Consider the following 25,639-nt stretch of genomic DNA (forward strand, 5'->3'; position numbering starts at 1 on the left):
CATGGATGGACTCAACGTACTACTGACCGGCGCCTGCGGCAGGATCGGCAAAATGTTTTTCCAGGGCTCCCAGGAGCGCTACCGCTTCACCCTCACCGACCGCATCGAACCAGACTTCGAGATCCCCGCCCCCCATCGCTTTGTGCGCCTGGACCTCGACGATCAGCAGGCCATCAGCCGCCTGCTGCCGGGGATCGATGTCATCGTGCACCTGGCCGGCATTCCCCACGCCAGCGCCGGGTTCGACGAACTGCTGCCCAACAATATCCTCGCCACCACCTACCTGTTCGAAGCCGCAGTGAATGCCGGTTGCCGGCGACTGGTATTTGCCAGCAGCGCGCAGACCATCGAAGGCTATCCGGTGGACCGACAGATCACCCCGGGCATGCCGGTGATGCCGGCCAACCTGTACGGCGTGAGCAAGTGCTACGGCGAAGCGCTGTGCGCCTTTTATGCCGCCAGACGCGGGCTGTCCTGCATCGCCCTGCGCATTGGCGCATTCGAGGACCCGCAGCACCACGAACTGACCACCACCCGCGACCTGAGCGCCTGGCTAAGCCCACGAGACGCCTTGCAATTGTTGCAACGGGCGGTGGAAACCCCAGGGGTGCACTACCTGATCGGCCATGGCATCTCCAACAACCGTTTCAAGCGCCTGGACCTCAGCGAGACCACTCGGGTCCTCGGGTATGAGCCGGTGGACGATGCCTTCCAGGAAGACTTCGGCATTCCCATCACTTACTGAGCCAGCAGGGGCGTCTGCCTCACTCTGGAAGATATTGCGCACGCTTGACCGCCCCCCCGGGCTACATTTGCCAGAAAGCGGCAACACTTGTCCGCTTACTGGCAGCCCGGCCTGAATCCATCCACTAACGCCTTGATTTAAAAGGCTTCTATTATCGGCATGGAATTTGCTAAATCATCACCCTAGATCCCTAACACAGGTTCCCTATCATGTTGGTCAACGCCCAGAAATCCATTGCGGTGCAGCCCACCTCGCGCACCGATATGGACCCGACCACTGCTGCAGCCAGTGCGCTGTACAGCGGCATGCTGCAGCAGGCCCAGAACTCTGTGACCTATCCAGCGTCCCAGCCAAGCCAGCAAGCCAATAGCGTGGACGACAACGTCAACGCAGCTTTTGCCAAGACCCGCGTCCTGCTCCAGGCCACTCCACCGACCGCCAGCACTGCGCAGGCCAACAGCGCTACGGAAACGGGTGCCTTGGGTGAGTTCAAGGACTACATGAGCAAGACTCCCGAGCAGAGGCTGCGCGACAGCATCCTGAAAGAACTGGGCCTGACCGAAGAGGACCTGAAGAGCATGCCTCCAGAACGGCAGTTGGCGATCAACCAGGAAATCGCCCAGCGCCTGCAGGACAAGATGCAGTTGGCCAAAGAAGCGAAAGAGATCAAGGACAGCGCAAAACCGATCGACGAGAAGTTCCTCGCCTCGTTGTAATCGGGCTCCACGAAAAAGGGTTCCCAACGGGAACCCTTTTTTGTGCCTGGCCTGCAGCCGCTACTGCAACTGCAAAGTCGAGTTGAACTGGCTGATGGCATCCACCACATGCCGCGAACCCTGCTGGATCTCCAGGATCACCTCCCCCGCCTCATTGGCCAACTCGACCCCCAGCCCGGTACGACTCAGGCTTGACTGCATGCTGGTGACCGCGCTCATGGACAGGTCGTGGTTCTTGCGCACTACTTCGACGATTTCCACCGTCGCCTGACTGGTCCGCGCGGCCAGGCTACGCACCTCGTCCGCCACCACCGCGAACCCTCGTCCGTGCTCCCCGGCCCGGGCTGCCTCGATAGCGGCGTTGAGCGCCAGCAGGTTGGTCTGATCGGCAATCCCGCGGATGGTCTGGACGATGCTGCCAATGATCTCCGACTGCTTGCTCACCGCATCGATGCTGCGCGCTGCTTCATTGAGGTCATTGGAAATCTGCTCGATGATCTGCACCGTCTGCTGTACCACCTCCGAACCCTTCTGCGCACAGGCGTCGTTTTGCACCGACGTGCTGTGGGCAGAATCGGCGGCGGACTGCAAGGTAGTCATCTGCTGGGTGATATCACTGGCGAACTTGACCACCTTGTACAGACGGCCCTTAGCGTCGAACAACGGGTTGTAGGAAGCCTCCAGGAACACGGTCTGACCGTATTTGTTCTCCCGTTCGAAACGGTGGGAGTGATATTCGCCCCGGTTCAACGAAGCCCAGAATTGCTTGTACTCGGAAGACTCGGCCTCAGCGCGGTGACAGAACATGCTGTGGTGCTGGCCGACAATTTCATTGAGGGAGTACTGCATGGTCTTGAGGAAGTTGTCGTTGGCGTTAATGATCCTGCCATCCGGACTGAATTCGATGATCGCCATCGAGCGCCCAATAGCGTTCAGCAGGCTCTGGTTCTCGTGTTCAACATGAACGCGCCTGGAGATGTCCGAGGCCACCTTGATCACACTCCTGACCTGGCGATTGGCATCGAACACCGGCATGTAGCTGGCCTCGAGCCAGATCTCCTCACCGCGCTTGTTCAGCCGCAGGAAGGTACCGCTGATGGGCTCCCCCCGGGACAGGTCACGCCATAGCTTGGTGTACTCCTCGCTGCGATAAAACTCTTCCTCGCAGAAAATCCGGTGGTGCTTGCCGCGTACCTCGTCAGCCGAATAGCCCATGGTCAGGCAAAAATTCTCATTGGCATCGAGCACGATGCCGTCAGGAGAGAACTCGATCATCGCCATGGAAGCACTGATCGCTGCCAATTTGGCGTTGGCCTCGCTCAGCGCACAATTGAATCGCTCGATCTCCAGCAGGTCAGCCTTGTGATGTAGGTTAAACATGGTTGTATCACCTTCAACGCTGTCTTTTAATTGACGGAAGTTCCTAGTCGTTCAACTGATCCACCACAACGTTCCATAAAACAGTGCAAGCGCCTCCCTCCATATGAGAGAGGAAGTGTCAGGTGATAAATGATGTTTAATCGGAGAGCCCTTGTTGCAACGCTCTTATCAAGCCATCCTTTTCTTGATGACCCGCTACCGGGTCGAACCTAACAAAACCAAGAAATTCCATCTAATTAAATGCTCCTAATATTGCGATGCCTCTAGTTGCGCACTCTCGCCTTTATTCACGATCTCAATCTTCCTCGGGATGAAGATTGCACAAACGCCGATTAAAACTGCCGAAACATCACGGGCAGATACCAACAGGCCAATTGATATGAATTTCACAACTGAGCATAGACAGCCGCAGACTCTATGCAAGGCCACTAGTCAGTCCGTTTTCACAACTTCCAGGGTGTTGGAATGCATTCGCGATAAGTATCAAATAAGACATAAATATTGCTTATCACCGGACCTTTTGGCGGCCCGCGCTAGGTTCTGTACGAAAGTTCGCTAAGGGTTGCCAGAAAGGCCTGAACCAGCCCATTGACCTCCCCCCCCCGGGCCGGCACCAGGGCAAACTCGCGCTCGATCACTGCAGTCAACGGCAAGACCCGCAACCCCTGGCGCTGCTCCGGCAAGGTGCTCTGGGGCACCAGGGTCACTCCCAGCCGTTCACGTACCAGGCTGAAGGCGCTGTTCCACTCGCGTACTTCGATCCGCACGTCTGCCAGCTGCATGCCGGCTTCGGCAGCCAGACTTCGGGCGTTCACTGAACAGCCGCCGGTGGCCAGGATGAAGGGCTGCGCCAGCAAGGTCTCAAGGTCGATGGTCGGAGCCTGCCAAAGGTGTTCCTGAGGCAACACCGCCACCCATGAATCGCGCCCCAACAACCACGAACGGCGCCCTGGTGTCGGATTGAGTACCACGCCCAGATCCACCAGTTGCGCATCGAGCAGGGCTTCAACCTCATCGTCGCTGACCTCCAACTGCACCACCTCGATTCCCGGGTACATCTGCTTGAAGCGCTGCAGCAAAGGCGGCAGGAACTTAGCCAGGACCATGGGGAACCCTGCCAGACGCAAACTGCCCTGAAGCATCCCGCGAGCGGCGTCCACCTGCCGGTGGACCTGTGCCAGGGCGCCGAGCATCACCTGTGCCTGTTCCAATACCTGCAAGCCGACTGCCGTGGGCAACGCCTGTCGGCTTTCGCGAATGAACAACTGCACACCGAGCATGCCCTCCATCTGCGCCAGCGCCTGGCTGGCCCCGGACTGGGTCATGCCTACCTGCTCGGCGGCGCGGGTGATGGTGCCGCACTCGGCAATCGCTACCAACAGGCGCCAATGCATCAGGTTCATCATGGCAGTAGCTATCCTTATGGTGCTTTCTGAAAGATTAATTTTACCCATGCTGGCGCCATCCCCGACACTGGCTCGAACCCTCACCAGAGACCTGCCGATGAAACTCTACTACGCCCCTCAAGCCTGTTCCCTGGCCTCTCATATCGTACTGCGGGAACTGCAACTGCCATTCCAGGCGATCCGTGTCGACAACCGCAGCAAACGTACCGCCGACGGTCAGGATTTCCTCAGCATCAACCCCAAGGGCTACGTGGCAGCCCTGCAACTGGACAATGGCGAAGTGCTCACCGAAGGCCCGGCGATCCTGCAATACCTTGCCGACCTCAAGCCCGAGGCCGGGCTGGCGGCGACCAATGGCAGCTGGCAACGGGTACGGTTGCAGGAAACCCTGAACTTCATCACCAGCGAAGTTCACGGAACCATGGGCTGGCTGTTCAACCCGGGCTTCGACGACAACGTGAAGGAGATATTCCGGCAGAAGCTGTTCAAGCGTTTTGCCATGCTGGAACAGACCCTGGAGCGCCAGGACTATCTGCAAGGCGCAGAGTTCGGTGTTGCCGATGCCTATCTCTTCACCGTGCTGCGCTGGACACCGATGTTTGCCATCAACCTTGCGACCTGGCCGGCACTGGTGAGATTTCAGGCCCGGATAGAGCAACGGCCGGCGGTACGAGAGGCGCTGGCGCTGGAGATGGCTTAGGCCCGGAATGAAAAACTGAGAGTCGATGCGGGTACAAGCAGAGCGCCTGACGGCCACTGCAGAGCGGATAAAACGAAGCCCGCATGGCGGGCTTCGTCAAAGTGATCAGTGGCCGAAGATGTTCACTTCGGTTTTCTTGGCCTTTTTCTCGGCGCGTTTCTCGTCTGCGCTCTTTGCCGGCTTCTTCTTGGCATTCTTCTTCGCGTTCATACCTTTGGACATGAGCCTCACTCCACTGTTACGGGATAGTCTTCAGGTATAGCACCTATAACCATCCGAGGTTCCTTTATAATCCGCCGCTCCCTGTTGCCAACCCCGGAAACCCATGTCCAGCCTCCAGATCAGCCTACTCGCCGAAGCCTCGCGCCCCTTGCTGGACAAATTCTATCGCCAGCATCAGTCATCCATGCGGGCCTCGGCCAAGGGTCAACTTTGGGTGGTCAGGGACACCGAGATCATTGCCGGAATGAGCCTGGCCCCGGTGGAACATGGGCATTGGCTGACGGGTTTGTTCGTCGCTCCGGCAAGCCGTGGCCAAGGGCTGGCCGCGCAGTTGGTAGAGCAGGCGCTGAAGGAGATCGAAGGGCCAGTCTGGCTGTTCTGTCACCCTGATCTGGAAACTTTGTATCAACGCATGAGCTTCTCTACCGCCACCCAGTTGCCGCGGGCACTGGGCGAGCGACTGGCGCGCTACCGTCGCAATAAACCGCTACTGGCCATGAGTACCGAAAGCCGCCCTCAGGAGTAATGATGTGCCGCCTTACTCGTCAGCGTTGGGATCAAGCTCGGGAAACAACACCTCGGTGAAACCGAATTTGCTGAAATCACTGATCCGTGACGGATACAGCCGGCCAATCAGGTGATCGCACTCATGCTGCACCACCCGCGCATGGAAGCCCGAGGCCCCACGCACGATAGGCTCGCCCCTGGGGTCGAAGCCTTCGTAGCGAATGTGTTGATAGCGCGGCACCGCGCCCCGCAGGCCAGGGACCGATAGACAGCCCTCCCAGCCCTCTTCCAGCACCGGACTCAACGGGGTGATCAGCGGATTGATCAGGATGGTCTGAGGCACCGCTTCGGCCTCCGGATAACGCTCGCTGTGCTCGAAGCCGAAGATCACCAACTGCAGGTCGACGCCAATCTGCGGCGCCGCCAGCCCCACCCCTCCGACGCTTTCCATGGTCTGGAACATATCGTCGATCAGTTGCCACAACTCCGGGCTGTCGAACATCTCGGGCGCAACCGCAGGGGCGATGCGCAGCAGGCGTTCATCGCCCATTTTGAGGATTTCACGAATCATGTTCAGGCTTCGTCAGTGGTCGGCTTGAGCGAGTGGTCCCGGCCCAGTCCCGAAACGTGTTGTTTTTCGTCGTGCTCGTCAACGCCCTTTTCGCCAGGGTCCTTGCCTTCGGCCGACATGTGTTCGATCACCGCGTTCATCTCCGCCCCCAGCAACAGCACCGCAGAGGAGATATAGAAATACAGCAACAGCACAATGATCGCGCCGATACTGCCATACATGGCGTTGTAGTTAGAGAAGGTTTTCACGTAGTAGGCAAAGCCCAGCGAGGCAACGATCCACACCACCACCGCCAACACCGAACCCGGGGTGATAAAGCGGAATTTCTGCTTCACATCGGGCATCACGTAATACATCAGGGCCACCGCTACCATCATCAGCAGCACAATCACCGGCCAGCGCAGGATAGTCCACAGGGTGACGATGAACTCTTCCAGGCCCACCTGCCCCGCCAGCCAGGTCATGACCTGCGGCCCCAGAACCATCAACGCCGCAGCGGCCAGAAGCATGCCGGCAATGCCCACGGTGTAGAAGATCGACAGCGGGAAACGCTTCCAGATCGGCCGCCCCTCGACCACGTCGTAGGCCGCGTTCATCGCACTCATCATCAGCCGCACACCCGCCGAGGCGGTCCACAGAGCGATGACGATACCCACCGACAACAATCCGCCCTTGGACTGCTGCAATTGGTCGATCACCGGATTCACCTGCTCCAGCGCCTCTGGCGGCAGCACCAGCTCCGATTGCAGGCGCAGCCAGGTAAAGAAATCCGGCAAGTGCAGGAAGCCGATCAGGGCGATGAGAAACAGGATGAAGGGGAACAACGAAAACAGCATCTGGTAGGCCAGAGCCGAAGCATAGGTGGACATTTCGTCCGCAATGAACTCATTGACCGTGCGTATCAGCACACGGTGCAGGGGCAACCCCTTGAGGTCCGGAAAAATCATAGCGTCTCCTTTCGCCGCAAAAAGGTTGAAGTCGATGGCGACTCAGAGGCCGTTTTCTACAACAAATTAGCTTAGTTGGCGAACTGCAAACAATTCCATTGATTGATCGCCCAGGTTAAACCGGAACCTGCACATGAAAACGGCCATCCATGGATGGCCGCTTTGGTGCGTCAACGATCGCGGCGTGTTCAGGCCTTGTCGATGGTTTTTTTCACCGCATCCTTGGCTTTGCCCACTGCTTGCTGGGCTTCGCCTTTTTTCTCCTGCAGCTTGCCTTCAGCCTGCAGCTTGCTGTTGTCGGTCGCTTTGCCAATACCCTGCTTGATGTTACCGATGGCTTCGTTAGCCAGACCTTTTGCCTTATCCGCTGTGCTGCCCATGGTATTTCTCCGTAGAACATTCATTGATCGAACAAAGGGGGTTTGCGTCGTTACCCAAGGTTGACTCGCGGTCATCGCGCAGAGTTTCAATTATTTTCGCCCGGCATTTCATCGCAGACCCGAGGTTAGGCTTTATGTTTGCCGGGCAACCCGGGAGAATGCTCGACCTGTTCAGGCCAAGCACTGAAGATCCAATCCCCGTAGGAATGTTATGAAACTCGATAAAAAGCAGGCCATCGCCCGTAGAAACCAGGAACTGGGTGGTGCGGTGCTGGGCGTCAACAACTGCCATTTCGCGGAGCTGAACCGCAACCGCAATATCTGGTGGTTCGATATCCTGGTGACCCGCCTGGCCATTGGTCAGTACGAGTGGGTGCACCTGCTGCTGCACACCCCGGACACCGACCAGTTGCTGCACCTGAAAGTGCCGACCGTATTCCTGCGGGAAAAAACCGAAGGCCTGGTGGTGCGCAATGAAGGCAAGCGCAAGGCGGCCCTGAGTCTGGAACTGAGCGCCGACAAGGACTCCTTTCTCAAGGACGTACGCCCGGCCGGCACTGGCGTGAGCTTCGCGCAGTTCCAGCAGTAAGACCCACGCAGGCTACACCGCAATAAAAAAGCCCCGCATTGGCGGGGCTTTTTTGGGGCACTGACGTCTACTTCTTCAGGCCAAGTTTCTTCAGCTCTTCGTCACGAAGTTCGCGGCGCAGGATCTTGCCAACGTTGGTGGTCGGCAGCGCATCGCGGAACTCCACCGCCTTGGGCACCTTGTAGCCAGTGACGTTAGCCCGCATGTGCTGCATCACCTGCTCCTTGGTCAGGGTCACCCCCGGCTTGACCACGATGAAGATCTTGATGGTCTCGCCGGACTTCTCGTCCGGTATGCCGATCGCCGCGCACTGCAGAACGCCCGGCAGCGAGACCAGCACGTCTTCCAGTTCGTTGGGATACACGTTGAAACCAGAGACCAGGATCATGTCTTTCTTGCGATCGACGACACGGATGTAGCCATCCGGCTGGATCAGGGCGATGTCACCGGTCTTCAGCCAGCCTTCGCTACTGAGGACTTCATCGGTGGCGTCCTGGCGCTGCCAGTAGCCCTTCATCACTTGCGGGCCCTTGACGCACAACTCGCCGACTTCACCCAGGGGCAATTCGTCGCCCGCGTCGTTGATCACCCGGCACAGGGTCGAAGGCACCGGAATGCCGATGGTGCCGATCTGGATGTTCTGGATCGGGTTGACCGTGGCCACCGGGCTGGTCTCGGTCATGCCGTAACCTTCACAGATCGGGCAGTTGGTCACCGATTTCCAACGCTCGGCGGCCGCCAGTTGCAAGGCCATGCCACCGGACAACGTGACTTTCAGCGCAGAGAAGTCCAGCTTGCGGAAGGCTTCGCTATTGCACAGGGCGACGAACAGGGTATTGAGGCCGACAAAACCGCTGAACTTCCACTTCGACAGCTCCTTGACCATCGCCGGCAGGTCCCGCGGATTGCTGATCAGGATGTTGTGGTTGCCCATGAGCATGATGGCCATGCAATGGAAGGTGAACGCATAGATGTGGTACAGCGGCAGCGGGGTGATGAGGATCTCGCAACCTTCATTGAGATTGGAGCCCATCAGCGCCTTGCACTGCAGCATGTTGGCCACCAGGTTGCGGTGGGTCAGCATCGCGCCCTTGGCCACCCCGGTCGTACCGCCGGTGTATTGCAGCACCGCCACATCGCCACTGGCAGGGTTGGCTTCCTGCACCGGCTGGCCACGGCCCTTGCTCAGTACGTCATTGAATTTGACGGCCTGGGGCAAGTGATAGGCCGGCACCATCTTCTTCACGTACTTGACCACACTGTTGATCAGCAGGCGCTTGAGCGGTGGCAAGAGGTCCGCCACTTCGGTGACGATCACGTGCTTGACCCCGGTCTTGGGCACTACGGCCTCTGCCAGATGGGCCATGTTGGCCAGACAGACCAAGGCCTTGGCCCCGGAATCATTGAACTGGTGCTCCATTTCCCGCGCGGTGTACAGCGGGTTGGTGTTGACCACGATCAGGCCGGCGCGAATCGCACCGAATACTGCGATCGGATATTGCAGGAGGTTGGGCAGCTGCAACGCGATTCGATCACCGGGCTGCAAATCGGTATGCTGTTGCAGGTACGCGGCAAAGGCTCCCGACAGTTCATACAGCTCACCGTAGGTGATTGTCTTGCCGAGGTTGCTAAAGGCCGGTTTGTTAGCGAAACGTTGGCAGGACTGCTTCAACACCGCCTGAATATTCGGATACTCGTCTGGATTGATATCGGCAGCAATCCCAGCTGGGTACTTATCCTTCCAAAAGTCTTCGATCATGGAAGCCCACTCCTCAGCAACGCGAATTCATCATCGCATTTGATGCGATTATTATTTGTCTGTGTTTTTTATTAGTGTCTTTTGTCGGCGAGTCTGACTTTACCTAGGCCGAGAAGTCACAAAGCGCGCCGAGAGTAGCAGCTTTGGAAAAAGCCGCCTAGAGCCAAAAAAGACCTGAATAGTCACATAAATGACTCAAGACCATTTAATGGTCATTTTTAGAGTAAAAAATCTATAGCCTTGATTTCCGCTCTGGCCCGGGGCTTTGCGCCCTCCAGAGGAATCGTGGGCAGCCGTTGCACAACCGGCTTGCCCTCGAGGTAAGACGCCAGGGATCAGGCGATGTCGCGCAACTCGCGACGCAGGATCTTGCCCACCGGCGTCATTGGCAAAGAGTCACGCAGGACAATGTGCTTGGGCACTTTGTAGCCGGTGAAATTCTCCTTGCAGTAGGCCTTGAGCTCTTCAAGGCTGACCCCTGTTTCACGGGGCACGACAAACAGCTTCACCGCCTCGCCGGAGCGCTCGTCCGGCACCCCGATCACCGCGCAGTTGGCGACCTTCGGGTGAGCCATGACCACGTCCTCGATCTCGTTCGGATACACGTTGAAACCCGAGACGATGATCATGTCCTTCTTGCGATCGACGATGCGCACGAAACCGTCCGGGTCGATCACCGCAATATCACCGGACTTGAACCAGCCCTCGGCATCCAGCACTTCTGCTGTGGCCTCGGAGTTGTTCCAGTAGCCCTTCATGATCTGCGGTCCCTTGATGCACAACTCTCCGCGCTCGCCCAGAGGCTGCTCCACTCCCTCGTCATTGATGACCTTCAAGGTAGTGCCCGGCACCGGCAAGCCAACGGTGCCCAGGCGCGATCGGTCGCCATACGGATTGGTACAGGCTACCGGCGAGGTTTCGGTGAGGCCGTAGCCTTCGGTGATCCGGCATCCGGTGAGTTTCTGCCAGCGCTCAGCCGTGGCCTTGACCAGAGCCGTGCCTCCGGAGTTGGTCAGCTTGAGGTTGGAGAAATCCAGGTGCTTGAAGTCCGGATGATCCATCAGCGCCACGAACAGCGTGTTGAGCCCCAGCAGGGCCGAAAAACGCCAGTTCTTCAGCTCCTTGATGAAACCACCGATATCCCGCGGGTTGGTTATCAGTATGTTGTGGTTGCCGGTGACCATCATGCACATGCAGTTCGCGGTGAAAGCATAGATATGGTAAAGCGGCAACGGCGCAATCATCACTTCCTGGCCTTCACGCCATTGGGTCTGACCGTCAGGCCCATGCTGGCCGAGGCAGGCGCGGGCTTGCTGCATGTTGGCCACCAGATTGCCGTGAGTCAGCATCGCGCCCTTGGCCAGGCCAGTAGTGCCGCCGGTGTATTGCAGCACAGCGACATCTTCCAGCCCCACCTGCAGCGGCTTGATCCCCTGGCCACGCCCCAGGCGCAAAGCGCTCTTGAAGGAAATGGCCTGGGGCAGGTGGTAGGCCGGCACCATCTTCTTGATCTTGTCCACCACCGTATTGACCAGCCAACCCTTGGCGGTGGGCATCAGGTCGCCCATCTTGGCCTCGATCAGGAACTGGATCTGGGTATCCCCCAGCACTTCCTGGACCTTCTGCCCGAAAATGTTCAGGTAGACCAGAGCCCGGACCCCGGAGTCCTTGAACTGATGACGCATCTCCCGCGCGGTGTACAGCGGATTGGTGTTAACCACTACCAGGCCGGCCCGCAGGGCGCCGAATACCGCGATCGGGTATTGCAGGACGTTGGGCATCTGCACCGCGATACGATCCCCCGGAACCAGATCGGTACGGCTTTGCAGGTAACCGGCGAAAGCCGCACTGTAGCGTTCCAGCTCGGCGTAGGTGAGGGTCACCCCCATGTTGCTGAAGGCCGGGCGATCGGCGAATTTCTTGCAGGAACGCTCAAACACCTCGATCACCGACTTGTAGGCCCCCAGGTCGATCTCATTGGGGACGCCGGCGGGGCGCTTATCATTCCAGAAATCAGGTTGCATTATTCTTGTCCTCTCAATACCTGAACGATCCGGGCCGCCTCTGTAACGCTGCCAGCGGCGGGGCTCCACGGACGTTAGCAGCTATGGCGGCGCAGGCAAATATGCGTAAGTGTGTCATTAATTTTGTGAATCTAGTGTCCAACCGACCTGCGAATCAGACGTGCACGCACCGATGCGCTATAAAGTGCAGCGTCGACGAGCAAAGGAATCGCCATGACCCACGATACGTTCTGGTTGACCACGAACGACCACCAGCGTCTATTCGTCAACCAGTGGCTACCTGAAAACCCACTCAAGGCGGTGATCCTGTTGTCTCACGGCATGGCCGAGCACAGTGGCCGTTATGCCCGCCTGGCCGCCGCTCTGTGCGCTGAGGGTTATGGACTCTATGCTCCGGACCAGCGCGGCCATGGCAAAACCGCAGAGCACGGGGTACTCGGCCATTACGCTGACCAGGGTGGCTGGAACAAAGTGGTCGGTGACCTGGCCAGCCTCAACCAGCATATCGGCCAGCAACACCCTGGCACGCCTATCGTGCTGCTGGGCCATAGCATGGGCAGCTACATCGCCCAGGCCTACCTGCAGCACCACAGCGCCAGTCTGCACGGGGCAATTCTCAGCGGTTCGAACTTCCAGCCGGTGGCCCTGTACCGCGCCGCCAGCCTGATTGCCCGTGTCGAACGCTGGCGCCAGGGCGGCCAGGGGCGCAGCGCGCTGATCGAGTGGCTGTCCTTCGGCTCGTTCAACAAGGCCTTCAAGCCCAATCGTACTGCCTTCGACTGGCTCAGCCGGGATCCGGCGGAAGTCGACAAATACGTCAATGACCCGCTATGCGGCTACCGCTGCACCAACCAGCTGTGGATCGACTTGCTGGGCGGTCTGCAACAGATCAGCAAGATTGCCAACCTGGTGCAGATCGATCCGGGCCTGCCATTGCTGGTGATGGGCGGCGAATGTGATCCGGTAAGCGCTGGCAAGCGTCTCAAGGATCTGGCCAACGCATTGCGCGAGGCCGGCAGCCAGTGCCTGCAACTCAATATCTACCCGCAAGCACGGCATGAGCTGTTCAACGAAAGCAACCGTGACCAAGTGACCCACGACGTACTGGCCTGGCTGGATCAGGCGCTGCAACACCGCCGGCCACCCCGAGCGGAATAAGCTGGCGTGAAGTCAGTGCGTTCATTTATCTGTCAGAGGATTTCAGCAAGATGACCCAGGTTACCAACACCCCTTACGAAGCCCTGGAAGTCGGTCAGACCGCCCAGTACAGCAAAACCGTCGAGGAGCGTGACATCCAGCTGTTCGCCGCCATGTCCGGCGACCACAACCCGGTGCACCTGGACCCCGAGTTCGCCGCCACCACCATGTTCAAGGAGCGTATTGCCCACGGCATGTTTAGCGGCGCGCTGATCAGTGCCGCGGTGGCCTGTGAATTGCCTGGGCCGGGCACCATCTACATCGGTCAGCAGATGAGTTTCCAGAAACCGGTGAAGATTGGCGACACCCTGACCGTGCGCTTGGAAATACTCGAAAAGCTACCGAAATTTCGCGTACGCATCGCCACCCGTGTGTTCAACCAGCGCGATGAGCTGGTGGTGGACGGCGAGGCCGAGATCCTTGCCCCGCGCAAGCAACAGACCGTGACCCTGCCGACGCTGCCGGCCATCAGCATCGGCTGATGCACCATAGGTGCTGGATTGCCGGCGACCGACCCTGGTCCTGATCTGCCGCCACATTCGCCGGCCAGCCGGCGCCTACAATTTACCCCCCTCCTCTACCTGAACGCTGGCGGTCATGCCGGCGCTCAGGTTGATGCCTTCGGGCACCTTGTCGAGCTTGACCCGCACCGGAATCCGTTGCGCCAGGCGCACCCAGTTGAAGGTCGGCTCCACTTCCGCCAACAGTTGTCCGTCCGGCGTGGCATTGCGGTCGGTGATCCCCCGGCTGATGCTCTCGACGTGGCCCTGCAAGGCATCGCCGGCGCTCATCAGCCAGACCTTGACCGGGTCGCCGACCTGAATCCGCGGCAGCTTGGTCTCCTCGAAATAAGCCTGTACGTAGAAAGTCGAATCATCGATCAGCGCCATCACCGGCTGCCCGGCGTTGACGTAGTTGCCCTCGGCCAGGCGCAGGTTGGTGATATGCCCGTCACGGGGTGCGTGCACCTGGCTGCGGGCCAGGTTCAGTTCGGCAACCTTGGCTTCGGCCTGGGCCTGACGCAGTTCGCCACGGGCGATACCGGCGTTGATCTGGGCGTTCTCCCGCAGCTCGGCACTGATGGCCTGAGGGCCGAGGGCAGCACGGCGACTGGCCTCGTGCTCACGCAGGCTCAGTTGCTGCTGGCGGGTCTGCACCACCGCCTGGGCTTTTTCCAGGGCGGCTTCGAAACGCTCGCGGTCGATGCTCAGCAACAGTTCACCGGCCTTTACCTGCTGGTTGTCCTTCACCTTGAGCTCGCGCACCCAGCCGGACACATCCGGGGCCACGATCACCACGTCGGCACGAATCCGCGCGTCACGGGTCCAGGGGGTCAGCATGTAGTACTGCCACAGGTGATAACCGGCAAAGATCGCCACCGCCACCAGGCTCAGGGTAAACGCGACACGTACGGGTGTACGCATAATCAACTCCTTATAAAGGTCCCAGGACCACAGTGATCACCGTCAATACACAGACGTACAGGGCACAATCGAAAAGTGCTTCGTGCCAGATCCAGCGTCCCAGTCCGGTGACCCGTACCAGTACCCGCAGGACGCCAGTGACAACCAGCGCCAGCACCACATAAATCAGAAACGGGCTGAGCAGCACCCCGCCCAATGACCACTCACGCAGCCCCATGATGTTCCTCCTGCTGCTGGCACCAACTGCGCCAGCTATTTTGCAATTGCAGCACCGCGCCCTTCGCCAGTTTCAGCGCATCACTGGGAGGCTGTTGGCCCAAGGCGTCGAGCAACGCCGCGCTGGGCGCCACCAGGGCATCTTCGCGAATCCCCGCCGGGCCTTGCTCCAGGGTGCGTTGCAGGTACTCGAAATATTCCCGCTGGGCCGCGCTGACCGGTACCTGGGCCACCGCCAGGCTCAAACGCAGGTGCATCAGTTCATCGCCGATATCCAGGCCCAGCAAGCCGTCGTCCCAACGACTGCGTGCCGGCTCCGGCAATTCCGGGTAGTGCCGGGCCAACTGCAGCAGGCGGTCGGCCATGCGCCCGCCGAACCAACTTTCCGCCCCGCGCAGGTTACGCCGGGTCAAACGCACCAGATCACTCAAGGTCGCCGCCAACAAGCGCCTACTGTGCCAGGCTGGGTTACGCAGAATCAGCAAGTGGAAGGCCAGCACCGCAGCGCCCACGCCCAGCACCATGGCCTGGGCGTTGTTGAAGAAGCTGGCAACGTCGAAGCTCATCCGGTTCATCGGCGAAATCAGAACAATGAAGTGCAGGCAGAACGAGGTCGCAGTCGCGCCTATCTTTGGGTTGGCCATACCCAGGGCGCCAAAAAACAAGGGCACGCCCATGGCCATCGCCAACATTGGGAAACCGCTCCACTGAGGCAACAGGATCTGCCCCACGACGAACGCCGCCGGGACCGCCAGGAAGATCCCGCGCATGAAGCTCATGCCGATCTGCGCACCATTCTCGCGGCTGGCGAACAGGCTGCAGACCACGCAAGTCAGGAGCATCGCGCCGGAAGCTGCGGGCCAGGCGGTGGCCATCCAGAAACTGGCTACGGTCAAGAACGCCAAGGCACTGCGGGCACCGAACACCAGGGCCAATGACAGATCCCGGTGAGGCGTCAGGGTCGCTGGCTGCTCCACCGGTGCCCGCCCCTGTTGCACTGCGTCCAGGGCCTGAGTCGCCGCCATGGCGGTATCCAGCAACAAGACCAAACGCGCCAGGCAGAAACCCTGCGCCGGACTGATCGACGGATCGTGGGACGCCTCCGCCAAGCGTGGCCGCAGCGCTTGCAGACTGACGCTGCCCTCTGCAGACAGGGCCTCCTGCACCTCATCCATCCAAGGCTGTAATTGCCGAGTTTCATCGGCGTCCAGTTGCTTCCACTGGCGTCGCACCGAACGGGCAATGCGCAACAACATCAGCAACTTCTGGCTCAGGCCACTGATCGCCCGAGCCCGCTGGCGGCCCTGAGGACCTTCGAACCAGGCATGTTCGCGTTGGGAATCCACGGCGACAATGCGCCCGAGAATCTCCAACAGCCCCTTGCGCGCCAGAGCGTCGCCGGCCAGGGTGGCACGAGCCGCTTGCATCCCGCTCTGCCAGGCGGAACGGGCCTGGTCAGCCAACTGGCGCTCCACCCGCATCGGCCAGATCAGCGCACTGCTGGCGGTGGCACAGATGATCCCCAGGGAGATTTCCGTACAGCGCGCCACCGCCTGATCGAACACCCCCAAAGGATGACTGATCGCAGGCAGGGCAATGATCGCCACGGTGTAGCCGGCCAGCACGAAGGAATAGGACCAGGCGCTGCGCAGCAAAGTCGAACTGGCGGTGCAGAGCCCCAACCACAAGGCCAGGGCCAGCAGGAACAGCCAGGGCGTCTGGGCGAACAAGCCCATAAACAGCACCGACATGATGGTACCGATCAACGTCCCCAACAGTCGTGCCAAGCCTTTTTGCAAAACCATCCCGGACAACGGCTGAGCAACAATGAAAGCGGTCATCAATGCCCAGGCAGGCTGCTCCAGCCCCCAACGCAACGCCAGCCACAACGCCAGACCGCCGCCGAGCAGGGTCTTGATCGCAAATTGCAACGCGGAACGATTGGGAGCAAGCAAGGCCTGCAGGGTAATAGGCACGAAAAGAAACTCTTGGAAGGACAGATTAACGATAGTCGCGATGGCTGCGAGCGAGCACAGGCTAATTATTAGCTAGCTAACTAAATATCGTCCAGTACTAAATCACATGCATAAAAAAACGCCAGACTGGCTGGCGTTTTCGACAGGCTTTACCTGTTACGAACGGGCACGAGCCTGGTTACGCAAGGCTTTGACCTGATCGTGATTGCGTTGCACACCATGGTACTGGCGCTCCACCACGTCACGGATGCTCAGCAGATTGTGTTTGGTGATTTTCTCCAGGGCTTCCTTGTAGGCCTTCAACCCATGATCTTCACCACGTTCGGCCTCATTCAGAACCGATTCTTCGTCCTTGCCAGTCACCAGTGCCTTGAGATCGACCCAGCGACGGTGCAGATCACCGCTGACGCTAGTAGAGGTTTCCGGATCGCCACCCATGGAACGCACTACCGACTGCAGTTCGGCAGCGGCTGTGGCGCAATCGGTGGAGCGCTTGATGAACAGTGCCTTGAGCTCTGGATGCTTGATGTCTTCGGCACAGGTCTTGAACCCTTCCTGACCATCCTTGCTGGTCTCGATCAGGCTGTTGAGTACCGAAATTGCTTCTTTATTCATGTCAGGCATTTTCTGGTTCCTTACGGGTTGCGAGAGTTGGACTGACTGTTGCACCCGTCATGCCAGATTTTTATCTGAATTTTTTCCTTACTTTTCAATAAGTTAATATTTTTAAACGCATCTGTATCCGCGTTATTTGCATGATCTGTCATTTGGCCTGCATGCAGAATGCCTGTATTTTCCATGGCGTTCGAATCACATGAAAAAAGTTGCGTCATGACCCCTGAGACACTTGAACTGCTGATCACCCGGGAAATGCCCTTCGGCAAATACAAGGGGCGCATCCTGGCCGACCTGCCCGGCCCATACCTCAACTGGTTCGCCCGTGAAGGCTTCCCCAAGGGCGAGCTCGGCGGCCTGCTGGCCCTGATGCAGGAAATCGACCACAACGGTCTCTCCGACCTGTTGGACCCGCTGCGCGCCAAACACGGCAAACCCAAGCCCCGCCACTGAAAAGAGCCCGCCATGCCAACATCTGCCGCATTACTTGCCCGCGACGAAGACTATTGGCAAGGCGTCGCCCGACAATTCGACATCGATCCTGGGCCGATCAATCTTGAGAACGGCTACTTCGGGCGCATGACCCGCAAGGTGGTCGAGGAGTACCAGCACAATATCCAGTGGGTGAACCGCAGCAACTCGGTGCATGTGCGCCAGCGCTTCGAACAGCTCGAAGCTCTGCAGATTCGTCGGCAACTGGCCGAACTGCTGGAGGCTCCGGAGACCGCCGTGGCCCTCACCCGCTGCGCCTCCGATGCCTTGCAATCGCTGATCCGCAACTACAACCGCCTGCAACCCGGGGACCAGGTGCTACTCAGCGACCTGGAATACGACACGGTGAAAAGCGCCGTGCGCTGGCTGGCGCGACATCGTGGGGTCGAGGTGATAGAAATCCAGCACCAGCATCCAGCCAGTTTTGACAGCCTGGTCGACACCTACAGAGACGCTTTCGAGCGCTACCCGCGAATCAGGCTGATGCCCCTGACCTACGTGACCCACCGCAGCGGTCTGGTGATGCCGGTCCAGGCCATTGCCAGCGCCGCCCGGGAACACGAGGTCGATATCATTCTTGACGGTGCCCACGCCCTGGGCCAGATCGATTTCGACTTGCCACAACTAGGCATCGCCTTTGCCGGCTTCAACCTGCACAAATGGATAGGCGCACCGCTGAGCCTGGGCTTCATCTATATCCACCCGGAGCGCCTGGAGGACATCGATCCGGACATGGGCGAGTTCCACTTCCCGGCTGACGACATCCGTGCCCGCACGCCCTATAGCACGCCCAACATTCCCGCGCTGATGACCTTGCCCCTGGTGTTCGAAGAGCACCGAGCCATGGGCGGTTCAGCGGTCAAGGGCGCGCGCTTGAACTACCTGCGCAACACCTGGACCGAAGCGGCCCGCGAGATCCCGGGAATCGAAGTCCTGACTCCACAGGACCCGCGCCTGTGCTGCGCGATCAGCGCCTTGCGCTTCACTCGGCACCAGGATCAGCAAGTCCTGGTGGATCGCCTGCTGCAGGAATACAACCTGTTCACCGTCACCCGCAATGGCGCCGGCTTCGGCCCCTGCATCCGCATTACCCCGGGGCTGGTGACACCGCTTGAACATATCCAGAAACTGATTGCGGCGCTCGGCGAACTGGCCGGCCAATAAGCCGTAATGCCCTGCAACGCCTCTCGACCTGTAGCCGCTGCGACAAGTTGGGACAAGGCTCAAAGCACCTTGGAGGCATGTCTCTGGCGACGCCGATCGCAGCCTGCAACGGCCGCAACACGAGTCTGCTGAGGCTGTGCTTTTCTTCAAGCAAAAAAAACGGTGCACCGACCAAGCGCACCGTAAAGCCGTAGAACACACCAACGAATCGGGTAAACCTTCAGTCCAGCAGGGCCAGGGCCTCTGCCGTGCACTCTTGAATCCGCGCCCAGTCGCCGTTCTTGATCCACTCCGGATCCAGCATCCAACTGCCGCCCACGCACATCACATTCTTCAAGGCCATGTAGCTCTTGATATTGGCCGGGCCAACGCCGCCAGTCGGGCAGAACTTCACTTCGCCGAACGGACCGCCCAAGGCCTTGATCGCCGCTACGCCACCGCTGACTTCCGCCGGGAACAGTTTGAAGCGGCGATAGCCCAGGGCATAACCCTCCATGATTCCGGAGGCATTGCTGATCCCCGGCAACAGCGGGATCGGGCTGGCGACACTGGCTTGCAGCAGATCCCGGGTGATACCCGGGGTGACGATGAACTGCGAGCCCGCCACTTCTGCAGCAGTCAGCATTTGCGGGTCGAGCACGGTGCCGGCGCCGGTCAGCAGTTCCGGACGCTGCTCGCGCAGGATCTGGATGGCCTTGAGGCCGAACTGCGAACGCAGGGTCACTTCCAGAGCGGTCAGGCCGCCGGCTGCCAGGGCGTCAGCCAGTGGCAGCACATCCTGCTCACGGGCAATGGTGATCACCGGCAGGATCCGCGCCTTGGCGCAAAGGCTGTCGATCAGGGCAACTTTGTCCGCCATGGAAACGGTCGGGGAGAGGTTTGTCATAGCGGCTGATCCTTGGCTCATGGGCACCAGTAAATCTCTAACGGGGTTTGCAGGAAGGCGCGAATCGGCATTTCGGCGACAGCGTCACCAGCCAGTGCGGCACTCAGGGTGGTCAATTTGGACTGACCGGAAATCGACAACAGGCTGTTGCGCGCCGACGCCAGCAAGGCCCGGCTCATGCTCAGGCGCTGATGGGGCACCGTCGGCGCCAGCATCGCCCAGCAGCGACGAGTGCCATCGGCCTTCAGCGCCTCGGCCAGGTTCGGACTGTTGGGGAACAGCGAGGCGGTGTGACCGTCATCGCCCATGCCCAGGACCAGCACGTCGATGCCCGGCAGTTCGGCCAGCAGGCGATCCGCTTGCTGGGCCGCCTCTTCAAGACTCGGCGCAGCGCTGTAGAGGCTGAGGAAACGCGCCTTGGCCACCGGCCCCTGGAGCAGATAACGCTTGAGCAGGCCGGCATTGCTGTCGGCATGTTCCACCGGCACCCAACGCTCGTCCGCCAGGGTGATCAGCACCTTGGACCATTCCAGCTCCTGCTTGACCAGGACCTGGAAAAACGCCACCGGACTGCGGCCGCCGGACACCACCAGGGTCGCATTACCCCGCGCGGCAATAGCCTCGCGCAGGAGCGAAGCGACTTTCAGCGCCTGCCCCTCGGCCAGCAAGGCCGGGCTGCGGAATTCGTGGGCACGCACACCCACCGGCAGTTGCAATTCAGATATCGCCATACCAAGACCTCCCATCCCGCGTGATCAGTGCAATAGAGCTCATCGGCCCCCAGGACCCAGCCGCGTATGGCTTGGGCGCATCACCGGATTTCTTCCAACCGGCAATCAACTGGTCACACCACTTCCACGCGGCTTCGATTTCATCTTTGCGCACAAACAGGTTCTGATTGCCACGCATCACTTCCAGCAACAACCGCTCGTAGGCATCGGGAATCCGCGCACTGCGATAGGTATCGGAAAAATTCAGCTGCAACGGACCGCTGCGCAGCTGCATGCCTTTATCCAGGCCCTGCTCCTTGGTCATCACCCGCAACGAGATACCTTCATCCGGCTGCAGGCGGATGATCAGCTTGTTGCTGATCTGCAGGCGCTGCTCGGGGGCGAAGATATAGTGCGACGGCTCTTTGAAGTGGATGACGATCTGCGACAGCTTTTGCGGCATGCGCTTGCCGGTACGCAGGTAGAACGGCACCCCGGCCCAGCGCCAGTTACGGATATCGGCGCGCAGGGCGACGAAGGTCTCGGTGTCGCTCTGGGTGTTGGAGTTTTCCTCCTCCAGATAGCCCGGCACCGATTGGCCTTCACTGTGACCGGCGATGTACTGGCCGCGCACCACCTGGGTGGTCAGGCCTTCCGGGCTGATGGGCGCCAGGGCCTTGAGCACCTTGACCTTCTCGTCACGGATGCTGTCCGCGGAAAGGTCGGCCGGCGGGTCCATGGCGATCAGGCACAGCAGTTGCAGCAGGTGATTCTGGATCATGTCCCGCAGCTGGCCGGCCTTGTCGAAATAACCCCAGCGACCTTCGATGCCGACCTTCTCGGCCACGGTGATTTCCACGTGGGAGATGTAGTTCTGGTTCCACTGGGTTTCGAACAGGCTGTTGGCGAAACGCAGGGCAATCAGGTTCTGCACCGTCTCCTTGCCCAGGTAGTGGTCGATACGGTAAATGCGGGTTTCCGGGAAAAACTGCGCCACGGCATCGTTGACCTTGCGCGAGGAATCCAGGTCCGAGCCGATGGGTTTTTCCAGGACTACGCGGCTGTGCTGATTGAGCCCGACCTTGGACAGGTTCTCGCAAATGGCGCCGTACACCGCTGCCGGGGTGGCAAAGTAGGCGATCAGCCGCTGTTCGCTACCGGCGCGCTCCGCCAGGGCTAGATAATCCTCGGCCTTGAGGAAATCCACATGCAGGTAGCTCAAGCGAGCGAGAAAGGTCTGCAGAACCTCGGCATCGAGTTCCTTGTCACCGACATACTTGCGTAATTCGGTTTCGATATTCGCCAGGTGCTCCAGCTCAGTGCCCGGCTCACGTGCCAGGGCCAGGATGCGCGTATCGTCGTGTAGCAGACCCGCGGCATCGAGTTGGTACAAGGCAGGAAACAGCTTACGCAGTGCCAGATCGCCCAGCGCGCCGAACAAGGCAAAGGTGCAGGGTTCAACCGTAATCGAAGGCATGATGTTTGTTCTTTTATCAAGTTAAGCTACAAATACCTTTTTTCAAGGCATCACTCAAGGAAAAATGTAGTAATAAACACAACATTTTTACAAAATACAGATTCCCGGTGGTGGTCGTTCCGGGCCATCAGTAGGATAGGCCACCGCCGAAGCCCGGCTAAGCCTGGCTTCCCTGCATTGCCGACCTAGGAAACCTTAATGGACCGCATGCGCAATCTTCTGGAACACATCCAGAACCGCCTTGAAGAACTGAACAAGGCGGAACGTAAAGTCGCCGAAGTCATCCTGCTCAACCCGCAGCAGGCGACTCGCTTCAGCATCGCCGCACTGGCCCAGGCTGCCTCGGTCAGCGAACCGACGGTCAATCGCTTCTGCCGGTCATTCGGCGTCAGCGGCTATCCGGAACTCAAGCTGCAACTGGCCCAGAGCCTGGCCAGCGGTGCAGCGTATGTCAGCCGCGCGGTCGAGGCCGACGACAACCCCGAAGCCTACACGCAAAAGATCTTCGGCAGCGCCATCGCCTCCCTGGACAGCGCCTGCCAGGCCCTGGACCCGAACCTGATCAGCAAGGCCGTTGACCTGTTGATCCAGGCCCGGCAGATCCACTTCTTCGGTCTCGGCGCTTCGGCCCCGGTGGCCCTGGACGCCCAGCACAAATTCTTCCGCTTCAACCTCGCCGTCACCGCACACGCCGATGTGCTGATGCAACGGATGATCGCGTCGGTGGCCCATACCGGCGAGCTGTTCGTGATCATTTCCTACACCGGCCGCACCCGCGAACTGGTGGAAGTGGCGCGTATCGCCCGGGAAAACGGCGCCTCGGTACTGGGGCTGACCGCGGAAAACTCGCCACTGGCCAAGGCCAGTACCTTGAGCCTGAACATCCCGCTGCCGGAAGACACCGACATCTACATGCCGATGACCTCGCGGATCATTCAGCTCACCGTGCTCGACGTGCTGGCCACCGGCATGACCCTGCGCCGGGGCGTGGATTTCCAGCCGCACCTGCGCAAGATCAAGGAAAGCCTCAACGCCAGCCGTTACCCGGTGGGCGACGAGTTCAACTGAGTCGATTCCATTCGCTGACCAGCGCAACAACGCCCGGCCACTCCCACACCATCAGTTGTGGGAGTCGGCCTGCCGGCGCAAGCCTCCTTGAAGCCTACCCCGCCGCCCGCGCCTGCAAGCTCAGGTGCGCCTGCTCTCCCGGCGCCAGGCACAGGCTGTCGGTGCCCCCGACAGCCGCTTCGACACAGACGAAACGCGACACCTCATTCCAGCTCACTCCCAGCAAAGGCCGGGGGCCGGGATGCCAGACCACGGTGTCGGCATCGTCACCGGTATCGATGCACAATTCGCGCTGCCAGGCGTGATCCTTGAGCTGCAATTCGCCTTCATGCTGGAACACCCGCTGACACCCGCCCTGCACCCGCAACTCGCCCTGCTGCTGGCAAGCCTGACGGTTCAACTGGTCATAACCCTGAGCGCCATCGAGCCCGGACAGCGCTATCTCGCCGACATCGCCAATACGCCAGTAGGCGTGCAGAGCCTGGCTCAATTGGCAGGGTTCAGTGTCCTGGTGCTCGGTGCTCAGGCGCAGATCCATGCTCTGGCCCAGGTGCGCATGCAGGTCGACCTTCCAGTCGCACAGTTGCAACTGCCAGTGCAGGCGCACGCCGTCCTCATCACTGCTGCTGTCCAGTAGCTTCCAGTCCAGCAGCCGCGCCCAGCCATGGGAAGGCCAGGCATTTTCGCTGGGGTGGCGGCCATACCAGGGCCAGCACACCGGCACCCCACCACGGATCGCCCCTACCTGCGGCCACTTCGACGCGCACCACAACCAGGGCTTTTGTCCGCTAGGTTGAAAGTGCAGCAACTGCGCGCCCTGGCGACTGAACACCGCCTGACACAGCGGGTGATCGATCACCAGTACGTCGCGCAGTTGATAGCGCTCCCAGGCAAACACCGGGCGCTCGCGCAAGGATATGAAAAAGCGTTGTAGCGGATGCTCATGCATGGGCCGCAGTCCTGAAAATCAATGCTGTCTCGCTACTCATGAGGGAGGCGCACTCCCGACAAAAAAAAGCGGACGGCCAGGCCATCCGCAAAATGCGCACATAGAGCAGGAGCTTATCGCAACAGCCTTAGAACACCGACTGAATTTTCAGGCCGGCCACCAGCGCGTTATCAACTTGATCCACACCGCCCGGGTGAGTGATGTACTGCAGGTTGGGACGCACGGTCAGCCAGTTGGTGACGTGGAAGCCGTAGTTGATCTCGTAGTTGTATTCGGTGTCGCGCAGCGGCATGTACAGCGGGTTGTCGTAGCTGCTGATGCCGTTGTCCTCGTTGATCAGCTGGGCATTCTTGCGCACATCGTCGTTGACGTGGATCCGCGCAAAACCGATGCCGACGTCATCTTTCGGACGCGCATCGAACGGCCCCTTGTACACGAACATCAGCGACTGATAGTTGTCGACGACGTTGGTGTCCTTGTCGTGGAAGGTGGCGTTGGCGGCGATGTTCAGACCACGGGAAGCGTCACCATTGTGCGTGGTGAGTTGCTGCTGCCCGACGAACCAGTAGCCGTGCTTGCTGTTGTGCACGCGATAGGCATCACCCGTGTCCGCAGCATCCTGACCGTTGACGTCCTTGCGCACATCATTGGCATCCGCCGTGCTCTTGTAGTAACCGACGCGGTATTCGCCCGGCAGGTTGTTGACCTTCGGCGACCAGACCAGCTCGATCGGCAGCACCGTGCCCTTGGTCCCGCTGCCGCTGAGTTTGAAGCCGTTGCCGTGCTCCAGTTGCGACGGGTTCTGGTTGTAGGCGCCGATCTGCGCATACAGCTCGGGGGTGATGTTGTACTTGATGCGCAGCGCTGCCTGGCTGACTGGCCAGTTGTACCAGATACCGGTCGCCCAGTTGCCCACTTGGGAACCGCAGAACGCCAGGTTCTGGAACTCGCAGGGGAAGGTGTTGAAGTCTTCGCCTTCGCCGAAGTAACCGGCCTTCACGTCCAGCTTGCCGTCGAGGAACTGATGCTGGATCCACAGTTGGGTCAGGCGCACCATGTGGCCACGGCCGTAGACCTCTTGGGAGGAGCTCAAGGTGCCGGCACGCGGGTCGCCGACACGGTCATTGGAAATGTTCTGACCATTGCGGTTGGTGAGCTGGATCTTGGCCTGGGTGTTATCCCAGCCCCAGAGCTTTTGCAGATCCAGCGCCACACCCAGGCCAAACTGGTCGCTGTAGCGCCCGGTCTTGTCGTCGTTGTAGCCGCCGCGCAGGTTGGCACCCATCTCACCAACGTAGTCGGCCTTGATGTCGATACCCTGCTCGATCAGCTTGGTGCGCTCACCGCCCCAGTCGCCGGTCATCCACTTGGAATCGGCGCTGAATGCTTCATCGGCCATCGCATTGCCGGACAGGACCAGCGCCGCCACTGCCGACAACTGACAGAGCCGCCGGGTAGTGCTGTGTTGCTTCTTCATCCCTACATCCTCGTCTTTATTGTTATTAACGATTTATCCAAC

Annotated in this window: 26 protein-coding genes and 1 pseudogene; 10 read left to right on the top strand and 17 right to left on the bottom strand. The window is 59.8% G+C overall.

Annotation, left to right across the window (positions count from 1 at the left end):
- The first annotated feature begins 1 nt into the window (after position 1).
- Positions 2-745, top strand: a complete 744-nt coding sequence (locus tag GV818_RS08310; protein WP_161756081.1) for an NAD-dependent epimerase/dehydratase family protein — start codon at positions 2-4, stop codon at positions 743-745.
- 209 nt (positions 746-954) lie between these two features.
- Complete coding sequence (locus GV818_RS08315) at positions 955-1,461, top strand: hypothetical protein (protein WP_161756082.1); 507 nt, start codon at positions 955-957, stop codon at positions 1,459-1,461.
- Positions 1,462-1,521: 60 nt separating this feature from the next.
- Here GV818_RS08315 and GV818_RS34965 read toward each other — a convergent pair whose 3' ends face one another.
- The 3 genes and pseudogenes from GV818_RS34965 to GV818_RS08325 form a co-directional block, all read right to left on the bottom strand.
- The gene (locus tag GV818_RS34965; protein WP_372242079.1) at positions 1,522-2,061 is read right to left on the bottom strand and encodes a methyl-accepting chemotaxis protein; all 540 of its coding nucleotides are present in this window, start codon (positions 2,059-2,061) and stop codon (positions 1,522-1,524) included.
- A 6-nt stretch (positions 2,062-2,067) separates the two neighbouring features.
- A pseudogene (locus GV818_RS34970) lies at positions 2,068-2,841 on the bottom strand (PAS domain-containing protein); the annotation flags it as partial.
- 533 nt (positions 2,842-3,374) lie between these two features.
- Positions 3,375-4,247: a LysR family transcriptional regulator gene (locus GV818_RS08325; protein WP_161756084.1), complete on the bottom strand. Its 873-nt coding sequence runs from the start codon at positions 4,245-4,247 to the stop codon at positions 3,375-3,377.
- Between the two features lie 97 nt (positions 4,248-4,344).
- On the opposite strand from GV818_RS08325, the gene gstA reads away from it, so the two are divergent.
- Together gstA and GV818_RS08335 are read left to right on the top strand one after the other, a co-directional pair.
- Positions 4,345-4,947 (top strand): glutathione transferase GstA, encoded by a 603-nt coding sequence (gene gstA, locus GV818_RS08330; protein ID WP_161756203.1) that lies wholly within the window; start codon positions 4,345-4,347, stop codon positions 4,945-4,947.
- Positions 4,948-5,272: 325 nt separating this feature from the next.
- Positions 5,273-5,695 carry a GNAT family N-acetyltransferase gene (locus GV818_RS08335; RefSeq protein ID WP_161756085.1) on the top strand — a complete coding sequence of 141 codons (423 nt, stop codon included), beginning with the start codon at positions 5,273-5,275 and terminating at the stop codon, positions 5,693-5,695.
- A gap of 12 nt (positions 5,696-5,707) precedes the next feature.
- On the opposite strand, the gene def is transcribed toward GV818_RS08335, so the two are convergent.
- From def to GV818_RS08350, 3 genes are all read right to left on the bottom strand, one after another.
- Positions 5,708-6,247 (bottom strand): peptide deformylase, encoded by a 540-nt coding sequence (gene def, locus GV818_RS08340; protein ID WP_161776337.1) that lies wholly within the window; start codon positions 6,245-6,247, stop codon positions 5,708-5,710.
- 2 nt (positions 6,248-6,249) lie between these two features.
- Positions 6,250-7,194 (bottom strand): YihY/virulence factor BrkB family protein, encoded by a 945-nt coding sequence (locus tag GV818_RS08345; RefSeq protein ID WP_161756087.1) that lies wholly within the window; start codon positions 7,192-7,194, stop codon positions 6,250-6,252.
- 188 nt (positions 7,195-7,382) lie between these two features.
- Positions 7,383-7,574, bottom strand: a complete 192-nt coding sequence (locus GV818_RS08350; protein WP_161756088.1) for a CsbD family protein — start codon at positions 7,572-7,574, stop codon at positions 7,383-7,385.
- 211 nt (positions 7,575-7,785) lie between these two features.
- On the opposite strand from GV818_RS08350, the gene GV818_RS08355 reads away from it, so the two are divergent.
- A complete protein-coding gene (locus GV818_RS08355; protein ID WP_161756089.1) occupies positions 7,786-8,163 on the top strand; it encodes a hypothetical protein in 378 nt (125 codons plus the stop codon).
- Between the two features lie 67 nt (positions 8,164-8,230).
- Here the strand turns inward: GV818_RS08355 and fadD1 are convergent, their stop codons facing one another.
- Together fadD1 and fadD2 are read right to left on the bottom strand one after the other, a co-directional pair.
- The gene (fadD1, locus tag GV818_RS08360) at positions 8,231-9,922 is read right to left on the bottom strand and encodes a long-chain-fatty-acid--CoA ligase FadD1 (protein WP_161756090.1); all 1,692 of its coding nucleotides are present in this window, start codon (positions 9,920-9,922) and stop codon (positions 8,231-8,233) included.
- A 335-nt stretch (positions 9,923-10,257) separates the two neighbouring features.
- The gene (gene fadD2 / locus GV818_RS08365; protein ID WP_161756091.1) at positions 10,258-11,946 is read right to left on the bottom strand and encodes a long-chain-fatty-acid--CoA ligase FadD2; all 1,689 of its coding nucleotides are present in this window, start codon (positions 11,944-11,946) and stop codon (positions 10,258-10,260) included.
- A gap of 213 nt (positions 11,947-12,159) precedes the next feature.
- On the opposite strand from fadD2, the gene GV818_RS08370 reads away from it, so the two are divergent.
- Together GV818_RS08370 and GV818_RS08375 are read left to right on the top strand one after the other, a co-directional pair.
- A complete protein-coding gene (locus GV818_RS08370) occupies positions 12,160-13,104 on the top strand; it encodes an alpha/beta hydrolase (RefSeq protein ID WP_161756092.1) in 945 nt (314 codons plus the stop codon).
- Positions 13,105-13,154: 50 nt separating this feature from the next.
- The gene (locus tag GV818_RS08375; RefSeq protein ID WP_161756093.1) at positions 13,155-13,625 is read left to right on the top strand and encodes a MaoC family dehydratase; all 471 of its coding nucleotides are present in this window, start codon (positions 13,155-13,157) and stop codon (positions 13,623-13,625) included.
- 75 nt (positions 13,626-13,700) lie between these two features.
- Here GV818_RS08375 and GV818_RS08380 read toward each other — a convergent pair whose 3' ends face one another.
- The 4 genes from GV818_RS08380 to GV818_RS08395 all read right to left on the bottom strand — a co-directional run bounded on the left by GV818_RS08380 (position 13,701) and on the right by GV818_RS08395 (position 17,383).
- Positions 13,701-14,567, bottom strand: a complete 867-nt coding sequence (locus GV818_RS08380) for an efflux RND transporter periplasmic adaptor subunit (protein WP_161756094.1) — start codon at positions 14,565-14,567, stop codon at positions 13,701-13,703.
- Between the two features lie 10 nt (positions 14,568-14,577).
- Positions 14,578-14,784, bottom strand: a complete 207-nt coding sequence (locus tag GV818_RS08385) for a DUF1656 domain-containing protein (protein WP_102860611.1) — start codon at positions 14,782-14,784, stop codon at positions 14,578-14,580.
- Positions 14,771-16,759 carry an FUSC family protein gene (locus GV818_RS08390; protein WP_161776338.1) on the bottom strand — a complete coding sequence of 663 codons (1,989 nt, stop codon included), beginning with the start codon at positions 16,757-16,759 and terminating at the stop codon, positions 14,771-14,773. The genes GV818_RS08385 and GV818_RS08390 overlap by 14 nt, the downstream gene beginning before the upstream one ends.
- A 156-nt stretch (positions 16,760-16,915) precedes the next feature.
- Positions 16,916-17,383 (bottom strand): ferritin-like domain-containing protein, encoded by a 468-nt coding sequence (locus GV818_RS08395; RefSeq protein WP_161756096.1) that lies wholly within the window; start codon positions 17,381-17,383, stop codon positions 16,916-16,918.
- Between the two features lie 207 nt (positions 17,384-17,590).
- Between GV818_RS08395 and GV818_RS08400 the strand changes: the two genes are divergently transcribed.
- Both GV818_RS08400 and GV818_RS08405 read left to right on the top strand, forming a co-directional pair.
- Positions 17,591-17,827 carry a DUF3820 family protein gene (locus tag GV818_RS08400; protein ID WP_025126856.1) on the top strand — a complete coding sequence of 79 codons (237 nt, stop codon included), beginning with the start codon at positions 17,591-17,593 and terminating at the stop codon, positions 17,825-17,827.
- A gap of 12 nt (positions 17,828-17,839) precedes the next feature.
- Positions 17,840-19,030, top strand: a complete 1,191-nt coding sequence (locus GV818_RS08405; protein WP_161756097.1) for an aminotransferase class V-fold PLP-dependent enzyme — start codon at positions 17,840-17,842, stop codon at positions 19,028-19,030.
- 220 nt (positions 19,031-19,250) lie between these two features.
- On the opposite strand, the gene GV818_RS08410 is transcribed toward GV818_RS08405, so the two are convergent.
- From GV818_RS08410 to zwf, 3 genes are read right to left on the bottom strand one after another with little or no spacing between them, the layout of a single operon-like run.
- Positions 19,251-19,916, bottom strand: coding sequence for a bifunctional 4-hydroxy-2-oxoglutarate aldolase/2-dehydro-3-deoxy-phosphogluconate aldolase (locus tag GV818_RS08410; protein WP_161756098.1), 666 nt, complete (start codon positions 19,914-19,916; stop codon positions 19,251-19,253).
- Positions 19,917-19,933: 17 nt separating this feature from the next.
- Positions 19,934-20,647, bottom strand: a complete 714-nt coding sequence (pgl, locus tag GV818_RS08415) for a 6-phosphogluconolactonase (RefSeq protein ID WP_161756099.1) — start codon at positions 20,645-20,647, stop codon at positions 19,934-19,936.
- The gene (gene zwf / locus GV818_RS08420) at positions 20,634-22,103 is read right to left on the bottom strand and encodes a glucose-6-phosphate dehydrogenase (protein ID WP_161756100.1); all 1,470 of its coding nucleotides are present in this window, start codon (positions 22,101-22,103) and stop codon (positions 20,634-20,636) included. The genes pgl and zwf overlap by 14 nt, the downstream gene beginning before the upstream one ends.
- A 207-nt stretch (positions 22,104-22,310) precedes the next feature.
- On the opposite strand from zwf, the gene GV818_RS08425 reads away from it, so the two are divergent.
- Entirely contained in the window at positions 22,311-23,171 is an 861-nt protein-coding gene (locus GV818_RS08425; protein WP_178124811.1) for a MurR/RpiR family transcriptional regulator, read from the top strand.
- Positions 23,172-23,265: 94 nt separating this feature from the next.
- Here the strand turns inward: GV818_RS08425 and GV818_RS08430 are convergent, their stop codons facing one another.
- Together GV818_RS08430 and GV818_RS08435 are read right to left on the bottom strand one after the other, a co-directional pair.
- On the bottom strand, positions 23,266-24,120 hold the full coding sequence (locus GV818_RS08430; protein ID WP_161776339.1) for a D-hexose-6-phosphate mutarotase: 855 nt from the start codon (positions 24,118-24,120) through the stop codon (positions 23,266-23,268).
- 127 nt (positions 24,121-24,247) lie between these two features.
- Positions 24,248-25,597, bottom strand: coding sequence for a carbohydrate porin (locus GV818_RS08435; protein WP_161756103.1), 1,350 nt, complete (start codon positions 25,595-25,597; stop codon positions 24,248-24,250).
- Between the last annotated feature and the right edge of the window lie 42 nt (positions 25,598-25,639).

Source organism: Pseudomonas sp. Fl4BN1 (assembly GCF_009908285.1).
Classification (GTDB): Bacteria; Pseudomonadota; Gammaproteobacteria; order Pseudomonadales; family Pseudomonadaceae; genus Aquipseudomonas.

What these genes read in the sequence shown, in the direction of transcription:
- zwf (WP_161756100.1), bottom strand. Translation starts at nt 22,103, where the DNA reads ATGCCTTCGATTACGGTTGAACCCTGCACCTTTGCCTTGTTCGGCGCG.
- GV818_RS08315 (WP_161756082.1), top strand. Translation starts at nt 955, where the DNA reads ATGTTGGTCAACGCCCAGAAATCCATTGCGGTGCAGCCCACCTCGCGC.
- GV818_RS08430 (WP_161776339.1), bottom strand. Translation starts at nt 24,120, where the DNA reads ATGCATGAGCATCCGCTACAACGCTTTTTCATATCCTTGCGCGAGCGC.
- GV818_RS08395 (WP_161756096.1), bottom strand. Translation starts at nt 17,383, where the DNA reads ATGCCTGACATGAATAAAGAAGCAATTTCGGTACTCAACAGCCTGATC.
- GV818_RS08410 (WP_161756098.1), bottom strand. Translation starts at nt 19,916, where the DNA reads ATGACAAACCTCTCCCCGACCGTTTCCATGGCGGACAAAGTTGCCCTG.
- GV818_RS08370 (WP_161756092.1), top strand. Translation starts at nt 12,160, where the DNA reads ATGACCCACGATACGTTCTGGTTGACCACGAACGACCACCAGCGTCTA.
- pgl (WP_161756099.1), bottom strand. Translation starts at nt 20,647, where the DNA reads ATGGCGATATCTGAATTGCAACTGCCGGTGGGTGTGCGTGCCCACGAA.
- GV818_RS08345 (WP_161756087.1), bottom strand. Translation starts at nt 7,194, where the DNA reads ATGATTTTTCCGGACCTCAAGGGGTTGCCCCTGCACCGTGTGCTGATA.
- GV818_RS08380 (WP_161756094.1), bottom strand. Translation starts at nt 14,567, where the DNA reads ATGCGTACACCCGTACGTGTCGCGTTTACCCTGAGCCTGGTGGCGGTG.
- GV818_RS08335 (WP_161756085.1), top strand. Translation starts at nt 5,273, where the DNA reads ATGTCCAGCCTCCAGATCAGCCTACTCGCCGAAGCCTCGCGCCCCTTG.
- GV818_RS08355 (WP_161756089.1), top strand. Translation starts at nt 7,786, where the DNA reads ATGAAACTCGATAAAAAGCAGGCCATCGCCCGTAGAAACCAGGAACTG.
- GV818_RS34965 (WP_372242079.1), bottom strand. Translation starts at nt 2,061, where the DNA reads ATGACTACCTTGCAGTCCGCCGCCGATTCTGCCCACAGCACGTCGGTG.
- fadD1 (WP_161756090.1), bottom strand. Translation starts at nt 9,922, where the DNA reads ATGATCGAAGACTTTTGGAAGGATAAGTACCCAGCTGGGATTGCTGCC.
- GV818_RS08425 (WP_178124811.1), top strand. Translation starts at nt 22,311, where the DNA reads ATGCGCAATCTTCTGGAACACATCCAGAACCGCCTTGAAGAACTGAAC.
- GV818_RS08400 (WP_025126856.1), top strand. Translation starts at nt 17,591, where the DNA reads ATGACCCCTGAGACACTTGAACTGCTGATCACCCGGGAAATGCCCTTC.
- GV818_RS08325 (WP_161756084.1), bottom strand. Translation starts at nt 4,247, where the DNA reads ATGATGAACCTGATGCATTGGCGCCTGTTGGTAGCGATTGCCGAGTGC.
- GV818_RS08385 (WP_102860611.1), bottom strand. Translation starts at nt 14,784, where the DNA reads ATGGGGCTGCGTGAGTGGTCATTGGGCGGGGTGCTGCTCAGCCCGTTT.
- fadD2 (WP_161756091.1), bottom strand. Translation starts at nt 11,946, where the DNA reads ATGCAACCTGATTTCTGGAATGATAAGCGCCCCGCCGGCGTCCCCAAT.
- GV818_RS08435 (WP_161756103.1), bottom strand. Translation starts at nt 25,597, where the DNA reads ATGAAGAAGCAACACAGCACTACCCGGCGGCTCTGTCAGTTGTCGGCA.
- GV818_RS08405 (WP_161756097.1), top strand. Translation starts at nt 17,840, where the DNA reads ATGCCAACATCTGCCGCATTACTTGCCCGCGACGAAGACTATTGGCAA.
- GV818_RS08350 (WP_161756088.1), bottom strand. Translation starts at nt 7,574, where the DNA reads ATGGGCAGCACAGCGGATAAGGCAAAAGGTCTGGCTAACGAAGCCATC.
- GV818_RS08375 (WP_161756093.1), top strand. Translation starts at nt 13,155, where the DNA reads ATGACCCAGGTTACCAACACCCCTTACGAAGCCCTGGAAGTCGGTCAG.
- def (WP_161776337.1), bottom strand. Translation starts at nt 6,247, where the DNA reads ATGATTCGTGAAATCCTCAAAATGGGCGATGAACGCCTGCTGCGCATC.
- GV818_RS08310 (WP_161756081.1), top strand. Translation starts at nt 2, where the DNA reads ATGGATGGACTCAACGTACTACTGACCGGCGCCTGCGGCAGGATCGGC.
- gstA (WP_161756203.1), top strand. Translation starts at nt 4,345, where the DNA reads ATGAAACTCTACTACGCCCCTCAAGCCTGTTCCCTGGCCTCTCATATC.